The sequence below is a fragment of the Oscillatoria sp. FACHB-1407 genome (assembly GCF_014697545.1).
In the GTDB taxonomy this organism is placed as follows: domain Bacteria; phylum Cyanobacteriota; class Cyanobacteriia; order Elainellales; family Elainellaceae; genus FACHB-1407.
This window is the reverse complement of the sequence record NZ_JACJSA010000009.1, coordinates 127,335-140,975: the sequence shown is the minus strand read 5'-3', so window position 1 is coordinate 140,975 and position 13,641 is coordinate 127,335. Positions and strand designations below refer to the sequence as shown.

The window sequence follows — 13,641 nt, the reverse complement described above, 5'->3', positions numbered from 1 at the left end:
TGAAGTCAATTATTTGCCTCAATCTAGATCATTCCCATCTGATTGGCTCTAAAAACAATGTTCCTTCAGCCAAACTTCAAGGTTTAGTGATCGGTGAGTAAATCACAGTGGAAGGTTTGACTCTTTCAAATAGCGATGCACCATTTCCCTGATTAGACGTGTCGCTGGTCAAACATCTGAAAGAGCTGAGTCATAGCCATTGAATGGCTTAGGAATTACACACTTGAAGCGTATAGCAACGGTGGAGACAGTTAATACAAGGGAGTGTGGGGGCTGCCGCCCCAGCCAGGGGTTCCACCCCTGCACCCCGTCCTAACCAACCCTTCGGTCACTATAAAACTTTGATCCCCCCTTGCCCCCTTAAAAAGAGAACTCCGGAAGCCCCCTTTTGAGAGGGTTAGGGGATCTAACTGCGCAAGTCCTGTGGTTGATTAGAATGCAATGCAGACGAAAACTCAGACCCGGAGCACGTCACACCCCTGAGCCTGATGGTCTTGCGACTGGATAGATGCCTTTAAGTTGTTTTAGTCTAAACGACTAAAACAACATCGGCGACCGTAAAACTTCTCAGGTCTTCTGGGCTGTCATGTGCTAGCGAGGTAAATCTGCTCCCCCGTCACGATGATCACCCCGTTGCCAATACAGGTAAGCAGAATATGCCATGGTGACAACTCCTGTCACAATCGATGCTTCATCGACATGAAACTGAGGATGATGGAGGGGGTAGTTGGGTTGGTCGGGAAAGGCGACCCCCAGACGAAACATTGTTCCGGGGGCGTGTTGTAGATAAAGGGAGAAATCTTCGGCTCCGAGGGAAGGTTCCAGCAAGATCTGGACGCGATCGCTGCCCCAAGCTTCCTCTGCTGCTGTTTCAACAATCTGAGTCAACGGTGAGTTGTTTAATACCGAGGGAACCCCCCGTTTGTAGTTCATTTCATACCGTGCCCCATAAGATTGGCAGACACTCGCTACAATCTGCTCGATCCAGTTGGGCAGGGTTGCGCTGGTGTCAGGGTGAAGCGATCGCACTGTGCCCGTCATACGCACCTGATCGGCAATCACGTTGGGAGCTCGTCCTCCTTGAATTTGACCAATGGTCAGCACGACAGGACGCAGTGGATTTTGGGTGCGGCTAATCGCCTGTTGCAGCGTCGTGATCACCTGAGAGGCAATCCAGATCGCATCAACCGCCTCGTGGGGGCGTGCCCCATGCCCTGACTCTCCAATGATCGTCAACTCTAGATCGTCTGCTGCTGCTGTCAGTGCTCCATAGCGGATGCCAACACAACCTGCGGGGATTGTGGGAAACACATGAACACTCAAGATTGACGATACTCCATTCATTGCCCCATCCCGAATCATCCAGTTTGCCCCTTGAGCCGTTTCTTCGGCAGGTTGAAAGAGAAATCGGATGTTGCCCGGTAATGCTTCTGCCAGTTGAGACAAGACCATTGCCGTACCCAAGCCAACGGTTGTGTGGACATCATGACCACAGGCGTGCATGATGCCTGGTTGGCGAGAGGCAAAGTCTAACCCGGTACGCTCCTGAATCGGGAGAGCGTCCATGTCCGTCCGAATGGCGAGTAATCGAGAATCTTCCCCGGTTCCGGCTAGCTCGGCTACGACTCCCACCTTGCCAACCAGTTCTTGCACACGCAACCCACAGGAGGACATGACCCCTGCCACATAGGCAGCAGTTTGATATTCTTGACCACTCAGTTCGGGGTTGCTGTGGAGGTGACGACGAATCTCAATGAGGCGAGGGGCAAGACTGGCGGCAATATCTTTAATTCGGCTCAGCATTACGACTGCGATAAAGGGCTTTAACCCATGATAAAGACTTGATCTGTCTTAAAGGGGCAATAGTTCTGTTACTAGGGTTCCCAAAATTGCCTTTTGTGTGATGAGATTATGGCTTAGGAACGCGAATTTTGTCAAAACCGCCTCTGGCTGAGTAGGGACAAGAAACACTGAATGTGGCGATCGCGATCAGAAATTTTAGCTTAGACACTACCTATAGCGTCATGGTAGAGTGAATGGAAATCATGAGTCGCGTTCTGCTATAGGTGTGGGTCGTTGGTGTTGGTTGTGACCTGCCGCTCTTGATCTGCCACTCTCTGCTTCAGGTGATTATGACGTACTCGATCTCCGCCGCTAAGCTACAGGCATATTATCGTTGTCCCCAAGCGTATTATTTTCGGTATGAGCGGCGGTTGCCCGGAGCGGCGTTTTTTAGCTCAGCCGTCCTGGGAACCTCACTGCATCAAGCATTGGCACAAATTTATCGAGATTGGCACTATCAGGATGCCATTCCTCAGTTTGATTGGCTGGAGCATTGTTGGAGTCAGCAGACCCGCGATCTAACTCCGAATCAGGTGACTGAGGGACGATCAATCCTACAGCGTTATTATCATACGTTCATCGCTAATCAAAGTTCGTTGCGGCGACCACTCGCAGTGGAAGGCAGAATTCAGGGGACGTTGCAAGTTGAAAACGTCGAGTTTCTTTTAACAGGACGGTATGATCGCCTCGATTATCTAGACGATGGGCTGGAGTTAATTGACTACAAATCCTCTAAGGACATCGACCTGATGCACCCCGATGAGATGGATTTGCAGATCGGGCTGTATTTTTTGGCACTGGAGCAACGCTATCGGCGTAGCTTAAAGCGGTTGAGCTTGCTTTACCTTCGCAGCGGAGAAAAAATTAGCTTTGATGTTACACCTCATCATCGGCAGCAGGTTGAGTCACTGATTGGCGAGTTAGCCTTGCAACTGCGACACGATCGCCGTTGGTCGCCGTTTCCGGGAGATCAGTGCGATCGCTGTGCCTACGCGCGCTATTGTCCGGCGGTGAATGTAGATCCCGATCCTTTGCCAGAGGACAGCAAACCCGAAAGTGGGCTACAACTCGTATTGAGCCTTTGATCAATTTGGGAGCAGAGGGCAGTGTGCGGACGGTTTTCGTTAGGGCAAACGGGAAAGGCGATCGCTGAGACGTTTCAACTCAGTGTCGAACCGGATGTGATGCCTCGCTACAACATTGCCCCCACCCAACCTGCCCCCGTCGTTCTCGCCATGGCAGACGAGCCACGGCACTTTCAATTGCTGTATTGGGGGTTAATTCCCTCGTGGGCAAAAGACCCTAAGATGGGCGCACGCCTGATCAACGCACGGGCGGAGACAGTAGCGGAGAAACCCTCCTTTCGAGCAGCATTTAAGCGTAGACGATGTCTGGTTGTAACCGATGGCTTTTATGAATGGCAGCGATCGGACACAGGCAAACAACCTTACTATTTTCAGATGCGATCGCACCAGCCTTTTGCCTTTGCTGGATTGTGGGAGCACTGGCAGGGAGCCGACGGGAGTGAGATTGACTCCTGCACGATTTTGACAACCGAGGCAAACGATCTCCTGAGTTCGATTCATGATCGGATGCCTGTAATTCTTCATCCTCAGGATTACGATCTCTGGCTCGACCCTGATATGCAACAAACCGACCGACTCGAGGCACTCTTGCAGCCTTATGACACTGACCCGATGATGAGCTATCCGGTGAGTCCTCGGATGAATAGCCCGAAGTATGACGATCCCACTTGTGTTGAACCGATCGGCGCATGAGTGAAGGGCTACTGCGACAGGTTGAGCGTTGGCAACGAGCGATCGCCACCTACCTCACTCAGCAACAGCCCGCGCTATCTCCATCCGAACGCAACTACCCGATTCAGAACTTGATCATCAACCTTTTAGGGTTGAAATTGTGCGAACAGTATCGCCTGATTTCAGCAGGACACCTCCATCGCCTGCAACGAGAGAGTGATATTTACGGGCGGTTGCAGCACTTAATCCAGGTTGTCAATACAAGTTATCCATCCCTTTTGCTTCCCTTAAATAGGCACCTGATCATCCCGGATGACCTGCTCTGCGATACGCTCATCCAGCTTGAAACCGCGTGGACAACAGCGATCGGGGTTGAGCTTTTAGGACAGGCATACGAACGGTGTTTGAGCCAGTGGGAGATCACAAATTCTCATGGCAGCACTCAAAACCCTTCCGTCCAAAAGACGGGGGGATCGTATTACACACCACGGGCGATCGCCAATGACATCCTCCACAACACACTCGATCGACTGTCTAACCCCAGACCCACCGTTCTAGACCCTGCCTGTGGTGGGGGGGTGTTTCTGCTGACAGCTTACCAACGGTTGTTAGAGGCACACGCCGCCCACTTACCCTACGAAAAGCGGCGATCGCTTCTCCTGGATTGCATTTTTGGGGTAGACATTGACCCTCAGGCGATCGCTGTCACTAAGCTTTCCCTCTGGTTGCAACTGCTGATTGGCGAATCCGATCCCCCTGGTTCACTGCCCAACCTGGATCACAATCTCCAGTGCGGCAATGCCCTCATCAATTTTGATTGGCACCAAACCTTTCCTGTCCTCACAGAGGCGGGCGGATTTGATGGGGTGGTGGGCAACCCCCCTTACCTTGACTCTGAGTGGATGACAGCCCTATTGCCCGAATGGCGACGGTATTGCACGACTCACTATCAAACTGCTGTCGGCAACTGGGATCTGTTTTGCGTATTTATTGAGAAGGGGTTGGAACTGTGCAAACCGGGGGGGGTGCTGAGCTTTGTCGTCCCTAACAAACTGGCATCGGCGACCTATGCGGCAAAGGTGCGATCGCTCCTCACCCGTGACAACCACCTCCTGGCGATTCACGACTACTCCCGTGTGCCAGTGTTTGCGGCAGCAGCCTATCCTTTGGTGTTCATCGCGCAAAAAGGAATTGCGACATCGCTATCATCTGTTGAGTACGCACAGATGACTCTGGTCGGGGATGCCTCTGCTCCGGTAGTGGAGCGATCGCATTCCTTCGACTATGCCCTCTACACCCGCCACCCTGAGCAGCCCTGGTTGCTCTCCTCCCCCAACGCATCAGCACTCTGGCTCGCTGAACTGCGACTCAAATTTCCCCCATTGGCTGAGATTGCTCAAGTCACTGGAGCCGCCACCGTTGCCGAGGCGTATGACCTGCGATCGCTCCTTCAAGACAAACCAGAGCCAGAGCCCGGAGATCTGCGAATGGTCAACAGTGGCACGATCGATCGCTATTGTTTGTTGTGGGGTCAGAAACCATTGCGGTATTTGGGAGCGAGCTACTGGCACCCTGTGGTGGGGCGATCGCAAGCTCAGCAGTTACCCCAAAAACGCTGGCAACAGGCGTCTCAACCCAAAATCGTGGTCGCTGGCATGACACAAGGCTTAGAATGTGCCCTTGATGCCACTGGAGGCATTTTGGCAGGCAAATCGACGTCGGTGGTTTGTTCAACGGTTGACCTGCGCTACCTTCTGGGAATTTTGAACAGCAGCCTCATTCGGCTCTATTTTGTTAGCCACTTTGGCGGCAACAGTCTGCAAGGAGGGTATTTGCGAGTGGGACCACCCCAACTCAAACAGATTCCCATTCCACCGCCTGACCTGGAAAACGTGGGCGATCGCCCCACTGAAAAAATCACCGCAAACCACTCTCTCTATTGCCAACTGCTTGAGCTGGTTAATTGGCGTCTCCTCCAGGGACAATCACGGGAATCTGTGGAATTAGTGGAATTGTGCGATCGCCAGATCAATCACCTGGTCTATGAGTTATACGGCTTAACCACGACCGAGATCGAGCAGGTTGAAGCGTGGGATGGGGAAGCGAGAAACAAGAAAAGATGAAGGATCAAAGGAAAGGGAAGAGGCACGATTCATCGCGTCTACCCAGGAGAACAGGGGAGAAGAAAAGGATAAACGATGAAGAATAAACGGCACAAAGAAACCGGGTTTCTTCCGTAGTTCCAACACCCTGGAACTTCAACAAAGAAAACCCGGTTTCAAAGGCAAGTATAGCCGTAGCTCCATTTGACGGGGCGGAGGCGAGTCAGGAAGTTTTCCCAGCATCAGGGTTTGAGCTATTGCCTTAAGCTTTCTGACCAAAGCTATGTTTCCAACCCCTTATCTGTGAATAGCTGTACTTAGACCTTGGTATGGTGCAAGTTCTTTGAGGCACCGTTGGTCGAAGCAACAGCTTTGCCATTGCCATTGCCATTGGAGTGACGCGGTTGAATCACGCCATATCCGCCATGGTTGCGCTCATAGATCACGTTGATCTCACCTGTTTCTGCATTAAGAAACATGTAGAAATCGTGATCGACTAACTCTAACTGCTCCAATGCTTCTTCCACAGTCATCGGAGGCATTGCAAAATATTTAGTTCTGATGACCTGGGGAGGCAACTCTGGAGTGCGGGTAATCAGCGTGGGCGCAACCGATTGTTCATTGAGAGCATCAGTCGTCTTGACAGCTGCTTTGCTCTTGTCTTGCCGTTTTTCCTTATATTTGCGAAGCTGACGAGTAATTTTATCGGCAACCATGTCAATACTGGCATAGAGGTTTTCGCTGCTCTCCTCTGCCCGCACAACTGCGCCGTTGGCATAAATAGTGACTTCTGCTGTCTGTTTGGGGTTAATTCGGGGATTGCGGGCAACAGACAGATGAACATCCACTTCGGTGGTTAGACTTTGAAAGTGATTCACTGCTTTCTCAATCTTTTGATGCACATACTCATGGATGGCTTCTGTGATTTCGATATTTTTGCCCTGAATAACGAGCTTCATAAGCTTCCTCCCCTGAGGATTTGGGTTATGTTTTTACCCTAGCACCTTGTATTCTGGGCAACAGTGTCGTTTAAAATTCTTTTGCATCCCGTGATAATTCTTGATTTGAACATGGTTGAGATTAACCAAAATTGCGTCAAATTACTCTTGATCTCCTAGCAAATTTTGAACAAGCTAATTCAACCTCTCCTGTCTGAACCAATCCAAAAACGGGGGTGTTATCTGGTGACACCGGGGTTGGTGCCTTATGATCGCGCTTGGCAGTGGCAGCGATCGCTAGTCGAGAGTCGTCGCGCTGATCCCCGTCAAACCGATGTGCTGTTTTTGTTGGAACACCCACCTGTTTATACGTTGGGGCAGGGATCAGACCCCGGCTTTTTGAAATTTGATCCCACACATACAGAGTGGCAAGTAGTTCGCACAGAACGAGGGGGCGAGGTGACCTATCATTGCCCTGGTCAACTTGTTGGCTACGCCATTCTCAATCTGAATCACTATCAACGCGATCTGCACTGGTATTTGCGTCAGCTTGAAGAGGTGCTGATCCGTGTGCTGAGCCAGTATGGATTGCAGGGAGAACGTATCTCTGGGCTGACCGGGGTTTGGGTCGAGGGGCGCAAAGTTGCCGCGATCGGCATCAAGGTGAGCCGTTGGATCACCATGCATGGGTTTGCGTTGAATGTGTGCCCCGATCTCAGCGGCTTCTCCCATATCGTCCCCTGTGGCATTGCCGATAAGCCTGTCGGGAGTCTAGCGCAGTGGCTTCCTGGGGTTGAGATGGCTCAAGTGCAGCAACAAGTCGCCACAGCTTTTGCTGACGTTTTTGCGATCGACCTTTACCCCACCGAACTAACCACCCTCAATCTGTAAGCCAGTCTAAGTTCGGGATCAGAACTTTAGCGATTGAAACTGCTGCACTGCGAGCAAAACCGACCCGCGTTAGTTGGGCAAATTCCTGATGTCTGGTAGTCCGCGAGTTGAGCCGCTGGGCTGCTTAACCCGAATTGAGGTTAAGCCATGCCCCCAGTAAACCATTGTGTTTAGAGAACTGTGTTTAGAGAACTGTGTTTAGAGAACTGTGTTTAGAGAACTGTGTTTAGAGAACTGTGTTTAGAGAACTGTGTTTGGAAAACTGTGTTTGGAAAACTGTTGTGTGCTGATTAATACTGATTTTTAGCTGGTAAAAGCGTACATCTGCGGGTAAGTGTTGTTGGTTTAAGTCCGACGGGCACCACAAGAAGCCCAATCCCTCTCTAGAAAGTTTTAAAATCAAAAACTTCAGCACAACCGTTCACTGAGTAGTTACTGCATTCAGCCCAGTTTTTGCCACAGCCATAGTTTAGGAATGGGAATTCAATCAGTTTGAGATTAGGCAGGGGCGGGTTTTGCTATCAAATCCATTGCAGCGTGCAGATTGATCTGCTAGACCCGCCTTTACAGTTTGCGGATTTATTAGATCCACAATCTTTAGGACAGCAAACGGTGGAAGTTAGGAAACCAAAGGAGCCAGGGAATGATTCTCCTCCTAAATCCTGCTGTTTTCTGTTCGCTATCTCCCTCTCCAGTTCTCAGGGTGCATTATTAGAGAAACTTAAACATAATTAACAAATGAGCGACCCTTGTTGAACTCAATGCTTCCTATCTCTAGCCCCAGTAGCCATGACCCAGCTTTGACAGAGCTTGTGCAGCATAGCTCTCAGGCTTTGTTGCAGAAAAAAGCTGAACGGCTGAGCGAACACTCCGCTACATCGCGATCGGATTCAACGCATCGGAATCCTCCAGGCGCGATTTCCTCGCAGGGTGATTTGCTTCATGTCAGTGTTTCGGCTGGTGCCCATCAGGTTGCATCCTCCCTCGTAGCGCAACCCCACAGTTACGCCATGCCTCTGTCTCCGTTGCGCGATCGCGACCTCAAGGCATTAGCAGACCTATTTTTGCAAGAGGCGATCGAGGAGATCGAAGCCGACATCCTCGCGAATTTGTTAAACCGTTTTCCCGAACCCTGTTGGGAAGACCATGTGTTTGACTTTCTGAAGGACTATCTCTAAGTAGCCCTCCAGATCAGTCTGATTACATACCCATAATCTCGTAGCCCGCATCAACATAAAGAATTTGTCCAGTGATGCCGCTTGATAGGTCACTACACAAGAATGCAGCCGCATTGCCCACTTCAGCCTGTGTGACCGTCCGGCGCAAAGGAGCCGTTTCCTCAACATGGTGGATCATATCAAGAATGCCACCGACGGCAGAGGATGCCAGCGTCCGGATCGGACCCGCCGAGATGGCGTTCACCCGAACGTTTTGCGGACCCAACTCAGCCGCCAAATAACGCACATTCATTTCCAGGGCTGCCTTTGCAATGCCCATGACGTTGTAATTGGGAATAACCTTCACGCCTCCCAAATACGTCAACGTGACGATGCTGCCTCCTTCCGTCATGAGCGGCTTTGCAGCACGGCTCAGTTGAATCAACGAGTAAGCACTCACCTCTAACGCCAAATCAAAGCCCTGACGGGAGACATTACTAAAGTCTCCCGTCAGATCATCTTTATTGGCAAACGCCAAACAGTGAATCAGAATATCTAACTTGCCCCACCTATCACGAATCGTGTCAAACGTTTCCTGGACTTGAGCATCATTCTGCACATCACAGGGCAAAAACAAACTGGGCTGCAACGGTTCGACGAGTTCAGCTACTTTTTTCTCAAATCGACCTTTATCATCGGGCAGATAGGTCACTCCCAGGTTTGCCCCAGCCGCGTGTAGCTGCTGAGCGATCCCCCAGGCGATCGAGCGGTTATTGGCGATGCCCGTTACGAGGGCGTTTTTTCCGGTCAGGTTCAGCATGACAACTCACTGAAAGCGCAATTATAGCAACCGTTAAAACGGTCAGAACAATGATGGATTGAGGTCTTTGCCCTCAATATAAAGGGTTTACCCCTGCATTCCATTCTGATCCACTCTTCGATTGCTATAGGAGAATACTGAAAAATAGGGACATAAAGATAGGGGGGAAGAGATTTGATCTCCTGTCATTGAGAGAATAAGAACGTGTATTCTAGACTACATTGCTATATTGAGTCTTCTTTCAATCAACCTCATTCGTGTGTCAACCGAAATTTTACTTACAGCGATCGCTGTTTAAGGTAAGACAATAAAGGGTTGAAGCCTCGTCTCCAGCCAAGGGGTTTGCCCCTGCTCACACGTCAAACCTCATCAACTATGGCTATAAAAAGTAGAAGTGAGTCACACTAGTTTGTATAACAGACTTCATTCATTCCAGATTTGGTAATAGCTGATACAAAAAAGTATCACGAAGTTAAGTTTAAGTGTTCTAAAGTCATCGATTCGTTGCAGCATGTGTAATCCACATGATTATGCATGAACTAAGGTTGGGGCACCGGGAGGGGAGGAAGCTATGGTTGTAACGCAAGATAAGCCACTTGCGAATGTATTCCGCCAAATTGGAGGCGGCGCGTTTCCCCCTGTGGTGGAGACGTTTGAACGAGGTAAGACAATTTTTTTCCCTGGTGATCCGGCTGAACGGGTCTATTTCTTGTTAAAAGGAGCCGTCAAACTGTCTCGTGTTTACGAGGCAGGGGAAGAGATTACTGTGGCACTGTTGCGCGAAAACAGTGTCTTTGGGGTGCTATCGCTGATTACAGGGCAACGGGCAGATCGGTTTTATCATGCCGTGGCGTTTACCCCTGTCGAATTGTTATCGGTGCCGATTGAGCAATTTCAGAAGGCGTTGAAGGAAAATCCTGAACTGTCGATGGTGATGTTGCAGGGTTTGTCGTCGCGGATTCTACAAACCGAGATGATGATCGAGACGCTGGCGCATCGAGACATGGGTTCCCGTCTGGTGAGCTTTCTGTTAATTCTCTGCCGCGATTTTGGCGTCCCAACCGCCGATGGCATCACGATTGACCTGAAGCTATCTCATCAAGCGATCGCCGAAGCAATTGGTTCTACACGGGTTACGGTAACTCGACTATTGGGTGATCTGCGGCAAGACAAGATGATTTCAATTCACAAGAAAAAAATTACGGTCTACAATCCAGTGGCACTGAGTCAGCAATTCACTTAAAGCGCGTAATTTCAATATCATCCAATCTCGTCACTCCAGGGACTTAGTAAAACTCGTCGTAAATAAGGGTGGGAATTTGGGGTGCAGGGGTGGAACCCCTGGCTGGGGGCGCAGCCCCCGCACCCCCCTGGTTTTATTTCCAAACCCTATCTATGAATAGCAGTACTTAGCAATGCTCAGTCCCGCTTATATAGGCAATCCCAAATAGGTTGTGAGCGGCGTACCCCAACGGGGTGCACCTCTCACAAGTCGCTTATCTTACAACTCATTAGAACTGCTATAGCAACTGTAAAGACAGTTAATGCCGAGACAGTTAATACAAGGGATGTGGGGGCTGCGCCCCTGCACCCCGTCCTAACCAACCCCTCGGTTGCTATATACTTTGCATTTGATTTTTGAAGTTAGTCTGTCTAACTGCATCGACTCGATTCAGAATACAGTAGGCTGTATCTGAGCTTCGCGCAGAGCTGACCATACATGACCGCATTAGTCCTAATCGCAGCAATTTTAGTGTTAGGAGGGGTGATCGCAACCGTGGGCGATCGCCTCGGTATGCAAGTGGGCAAGGCGCGGCTCAGCCTCTTTAAAATGCGTCCTCGGCAAACGGCGACCTTCATCACCATTCTCACAGGCACCATCATCTCAGCCTCCACCTTTGCGCTATTGTTTGCCGTCGATGAGCAACTGCGACGAGGGGTGTTTGATTATCAAGAAATCCAAGCTGACAAGCGCAACGCTGAAATCGAACGGGATGCTGCGGTTCGGGAGCGCGAAGAGGCACAGGTCGAACGAGACACGGCTTTGAATGAACAGATCGCGGCTGAACGTCGGTTGCGGGAAATCAACCAATCCTTGCAGCGTGCCATCGCTCAACGTAATCGCACCGAAACAGAACTCAACAGCACTCAGAGTCAACTGAGCCAGGTCGCAGCGAACTATCGCCGTGCTCAAAGCTTGCTGCAAACCGTTTCGCAACAAGCGACTTCTCTGCGGGCAGACATTCAGCAACTCGAAGCCGATCGCCGACAACAAGTCGCCCAACGGGATGCCGAGATTGCCGCACGAAACCGGGCGATCGCCGAGCGAGAAACGCAACTCCGAACGCTGGAAGAACAGCGCACTCTGCTAGCCGAAGAAGTGCAATTGCTAGAACAGGAACTGCAAGATCTGCGGCGGTTGCGATCGGGCAATGTTGCCCTGTTGCGAAATCAACCCCTGGCATCGGGGATCGTGCGCATTGTCAACCCGAGTGCTGCGCCACGCGCCGTTGACCAGATTTTGCGGGAGGCAAACCGAATTGCCCTACAACGCATTCGTCCCGGCACTGAGAACTTTGATGAGCAGGTCATTCGCATTACAAATGAGCAAGTTGAGCAACTCACCAATCAAATTGAGAGTGGGCAAGATTACGTCGTGCGAGTGCTGTCAGCAGGCAACTATGTGGTCGGTGAGCCGTGCGTTTTAGCGGGTGAGCCCTGCATCCAGGTGTATGTCACCGCTGCACGCAACGAAATCATCTTTGAAGCGGGAGAACTCGTCGCTGCTACTGCGATTGAGCCGGGGGCAATGGACAACGAGCGGTTAATTGACCGCATTAACCTATTGCTGGCAGCAGCACAGTTTCGCGCTCGGCAGGCTGGTATCTTGAGTGATGGTATCCAAATTGCCGATGGTCGATCCGAAACGGTTTCTACCTTCTTTGAACGGTTGCGGCAATATAACCAGGCTGTTGATATTCAGGCTGTCACTGCCGAAGCAACTTATACAGCTGGACCGATTCGCCTGGAGTTGGTTGCCGTCCAGAATGGACAAGTTCTCTTTAGTACTCGTACTCCATGAAAAGTGAAATTTCAGAATGACATCTTCTCTCAATACGGGGTTGAGTCAGCCCGTGATTCTCGGCTTTGATCCGGGTCGCCAGAAGTGTGGTCTGGCCGTCATGGGGCTCGATCGCAACTTGTATTATCATCAAGTCGTCGCTGCCGAAGCTGCGATCGCCACCATTGGAACACTGCGTCAACAGTTTCCCATTTCGCTGTTAGTGATGGGGGATCAAACAACCGCACAAACCTGGAAACAGAAGTTGACTCAGGAACTTGCTGAACCTCTCCGCATTGTCTTGGTGAATGAGCGATACAGCACCTTAGAGGCTCGCGATCGCTACTGGCAAATGTATCCCGCACGAGGGCTGAATCGGTTGATTCCTCAGGGAATGCGAAGCATCCCCCGTCCCATTGACGACATTGTTGCAATTTTGCTGATTGAGCGATATTTGCACCAGTTGACGGATGGGCTGGGTGTGCGGGAGTAGCCTAAATTTCTGCACGAATGGTGAAAGAGTAATCGCCTCCCAACTCCAACTGATAGTCACACTTCTCTAAGAAACGCTCTAATGGCTCTTTGATCAGCGATCGCCCCAGGGAAGGTTCCACCAATAGCTCTCCCTGCCGAAACCGCCACTGGAATTGCCATTCATAATCGCTGGCTCTTACCTCACCCTCAATTTTGCCTTGCTGCCAAGACTGACCTGTAATGCGAACGTGGGCAGTGGTTTCAGGTAGACGCTTAGAACTCACGGTAGTGTTTGATGATTAAGGCTTTCTTGCCAGTTTAGCCTCTGGTTCGTGTACCCATAACACCAAACCCTTCGGAATTCGGGTCAAAATGACTGCATTTCCCTTCTCGATCAAGCGATCAGCCCCACGTTGGGCGGCTTCAACCGTTGGAAAGAACTTGACATACGCATAATACTGACCCTCGTAGGCGATCGCTCCAACGGGGTGAGACATATCTGGGAGACTGATATGGCATCGTTCAACGAGCTTCTGAGAAAAAATGGGAGCCGCTTCTTTAGAATTTCTAGATTGTGTATCTGAATTAAACCTATCTAG

General features: G+C 50.6%; 14 protein-coding genes. 8 read left to right on the top strand and 6 right to left on the bottom strand.

The window, feature by feature from the left end:
* Nucleotides 1-591: 591 nt before the first annotated feature.
* Nucleotides 592-1,803, bottom strand: a complete 1,212-nt coding sequence (locus tag H6G89_RS16550; RefSeq protein ID WP_190508283.1) for a M20 family metallopeptidase — start codon at nucleotides 1,801-1,803, stop codon at nucleotides 592-594.
* Nucleotides 1,804-2,132: 329 nt separating this feature from the next.
* Between H6G89_RS16550 and H6G89_RS16545 the strand changes: the two genes are divergently transcribed.
* Genes H6G89_RS16545 through H6G89_RS16535 form a run of 3 tightly spaced genes read left to right on the top strand, consistent with a single transcriptional unit; the run spans nucleotide 2,133 to nucleotide 5,722 of the window.
* Nucleotides 2,133-2,927 (top strand): RecB family exonuclease, encoded by a 795-nt coding sequence (locus H6G89_RS16545; RefSeq protein WP_190508281.1) that lies wholly within the window; start codon nucleotides 2,133-2,135, stop codon nucleotides 2,925-2,927.
* A 21-nt stretch (nucleotides 2,928-2,948) separates the two neighbouring features.
* Nucleotides 2,949-3,620: an SOS response-associated peptidase gene (locus H6G89_RS16540; protein ID WP_190508279.1), complete on the top strand. Its 672-nt coding sequence runs from the start codon at nucleotides 2,949-2,951 to the stop codon at nucleotides 3,618-3,620.
* A complete protein-coding gene (locus tag H6G89_RS16535; RefSeq protein WP_190508277.1) occupies nucleotides 3,617-5,722 on the top strand; it encodes an Eco57I restriction-modification methylase domain-containing protein in 2,106 nt (701 codons plus the stop codon). The genes H6G89_RS16540 and H6G89_RS16535 overlap by 4 nt, the downstream gene beginning before the upstream one ends.
* A 135-nt stretch (nucleotides 5,723-5,857) precedes the next feature.
* On the opposite strand, the gene H6G89_RS35740 is transcribed toward H6G89_RS16535, so the two are convergent.
* Nucleotides 5,858-5,980, bottom strand: a complete 123-nt coding sequence (locus H6G89_RS35740) for a hypothetical protein (protein ID WP_255519436.1) — start codon at nucleotides 5,978-5,980, stop codon at nucleotides 5,858-5,860.
* Nucleotides 5,981-6,018: 38 nt separating this feature from the next.
* Nucleotides 6,019-6,660, bottom strand: a complete 642-nt coding sequence (gene hpf, locus H6G89_RS16530; RefSeq protein ID WP_190508275.1) for a ribosome hibernation-promoting factor, HPF/YfiA family — start codon at nucleotides 6,658-6,660, stop codon at nucleotides 6,019-6,021.
* A 165-nt stretch (nucleotides 6,661-6,825) separates the two neighbouring features.
* Here hpf and lipB point away from each other — a divergent pair, with 165 nt between their 5' ends.
* Both lipB and H6G89_RS16520 read left to right on the top strand, forming a co-directional pair.
* The gene (gene lipB, locus H6G89_RS16525; RefSeq protein WP_375539697.1) at nucleotides 6,826-7,530 is read left to right on the top strand and encodes a lipoyl(octanoyl) transferase LipB; all 705 of its coding nucleotides are present in this window, start codon (nucleotides 6,826-6,828) and stop codon (nucleotides 7,528-7,530) included.
* Between the two features lie 761 nt (nucleotides 7,531-8,291).
* A complete protein-coding gene (locus H6G89_RS16520; RefSeq protein ID WP_190508534.1) occupies nucleotides 8,292-8,708 on the top strand; it encodes a hypothetical protein in 417 nt (138 codons plus the stop codon).
* A gap of 22 nt (nucleotides 8,709-8,730) precedes the next feature.
* Here H6G89_RS16520 and fabI read toward each other — a convergent pair whose 3' ends face one another.
* Nucleotides 8,731-9,507 carry an enoyl-ACP reductase FabI gene (gene fabI / locus H6G89_RS16515; protein WP_190508273.1) on the bottom strand — a complete coding sequence of 259 codons (777 nt, stop codon included), beginning with the start codon at nucleotides 9,505-9,507 and terminating at the stop codon, nucleotides 8,731-8,733.
* A gap of 571 nt (nucleotides 9,508-10,078) precedes the next feature.
* Between fabI and ntcA the strand changes: the two genes are divergently transcribed.
* From ntcA to H6G89_RS16500, 3 genes are all read left to right on the top strand, one after another.
* Entirely contained in the window at nucleotides 10,079-10,750 is a 672-nt protein-coding gene (ntcA, locus tag H6G89_RS16510; protein ID WP_190508271.1) for a global nitrogen regulator NtcA, read from the top strand.
* Nucleotides 10,751-11,227: 477 nt separating this feature from the next.
* Nucleotides 11,228-12,589 carry a DUF3084 domain-containing protein gene (locus tag H6G89_RS16505; protein ID WP_190508269.1) on the top strand — a complete coding sequence of 454 codons (1,362 nt, stop codon included), beginning with the start codon at nucleotides 11,228-11,230 and terminating at the stop codon, nucleotides 12,587-12,589.
* A gap of 16 nt (nucleotides 12,590-12,605) precedes the next feature.
* Nucleotides 12,606-13,061, top strand: a complete 456-nt coding sequence (locus H6G89_RS16500) for a pre-16S rRNA-processing nuclease YqgF (protein ID WP_190508267.1) — start codon at nucleotides 12,606-12,608, stop codon at nucleotides 13,059-13,061.
* Between the two features lies 1 nt (nucleotide 13,062).
* Here the strand turns inward: H6G89_RS16500 and H6G89_RS16495 are convergent, their stop codons facing one another.
* Both H6G89_RS16495 and H6G89_RS16490 read right to left on the bottom strand, forming a co-directional pair.
* Complete coding sequence (locus H6G89_RS16495) at nucleotides 13,063-13,326, bottom strand: DUF3146 family protein (protein WP_190508265.1); 264 nt, start codon at nucleotides 13,324-13,326, stop codon at nucleotides 13,063-13,065.
* Between the two features lie 15 nt (nucleotides 13,327-13,341).
* Nucleotides 13,342-13,539: a hypothetical protein gene (locus H6G89_RS16490; protein ID WP_190508263.1), complete on the bottom strand. Its 198-nt coding sequence runs from the start codon at nucleotides 13,537-13,539 to the stop codon at nucleotides 13,342-13,344.
* Nucleotides 13,540-13,641: the final 102 nt, after the last annotated feature.

Bases quoted from the DNA above. Each gene is read 5' to 3' on its own strand.
- H6G89_RS16550 (WP_190508283.1), bottom strand. From the start codon at position 1,803: ATGCTGAGCCGAATTAAAGATATTGCCGCCAGTCTTGCCCCTCGCCTC.
- H6G89_RS16545 (WP_190508281.1), top strand. From the start codon at position 2,133: ATGACGTACTCGATCTCCGCCGCTAAGCTACAGGCATATTATCGTTGT.
- H6G89_RS16535 (WP_190508277.1), top strand. From the start codon at position 3,617: ATGAGTGAAGGGCTACTGCGACAGGTTGAGCGTTGGCAACGAGCGATC.
- hpf (WP_190508275.1), bottom strand. From the start codon at position 6,660: ATGAAGCTCGTTATTCAGGGCAAAAATATCGAAATCACAGAAGCCATC.
- H6G89_RS16520 (WP_190508534.1), top strand. From the start codon at position 8,292: ATGCTTCCTATCTCTAGCCCCAGTAGCCATGACCCAGCTTTGACAGAG.
- fabI (WP_190508273.1), bottom strand. From the start codon at position 9,507: ATGCTGAACCTGACCGGAAAAAACGCCCTCGTAACGGGCATCGCCAAT.
- ntcA (WP_190508271.1), top strand. From the start codon at position 10,079: ATGGTTGTAACGCAAGATAAGCCACTTGCGAATGTATTCCGCCAAATT.
- H6G89_RS16505 (WP_190508269.1), top strand. From the start codon at position 11,228: ATGACCGCATTAGTCCTAATCGCAGCAATTTTAGTGTTAGGAGGGGTG.
- H6G89_RS16500 (WP_190508267.1), top strand. From the start codon at position 12,606: ATGACATCTTCTCTCAATACGGGGTTGAGTCAGCCCGTGATTCTCGGC.
- H6G89_RS16490 (WP_190508263.1), bottom strand. From the start codon at position 13,539: ATGTCTCACCCCGTTGGAGCGATCGCCTACGAGGGTCAGTATTATGCG.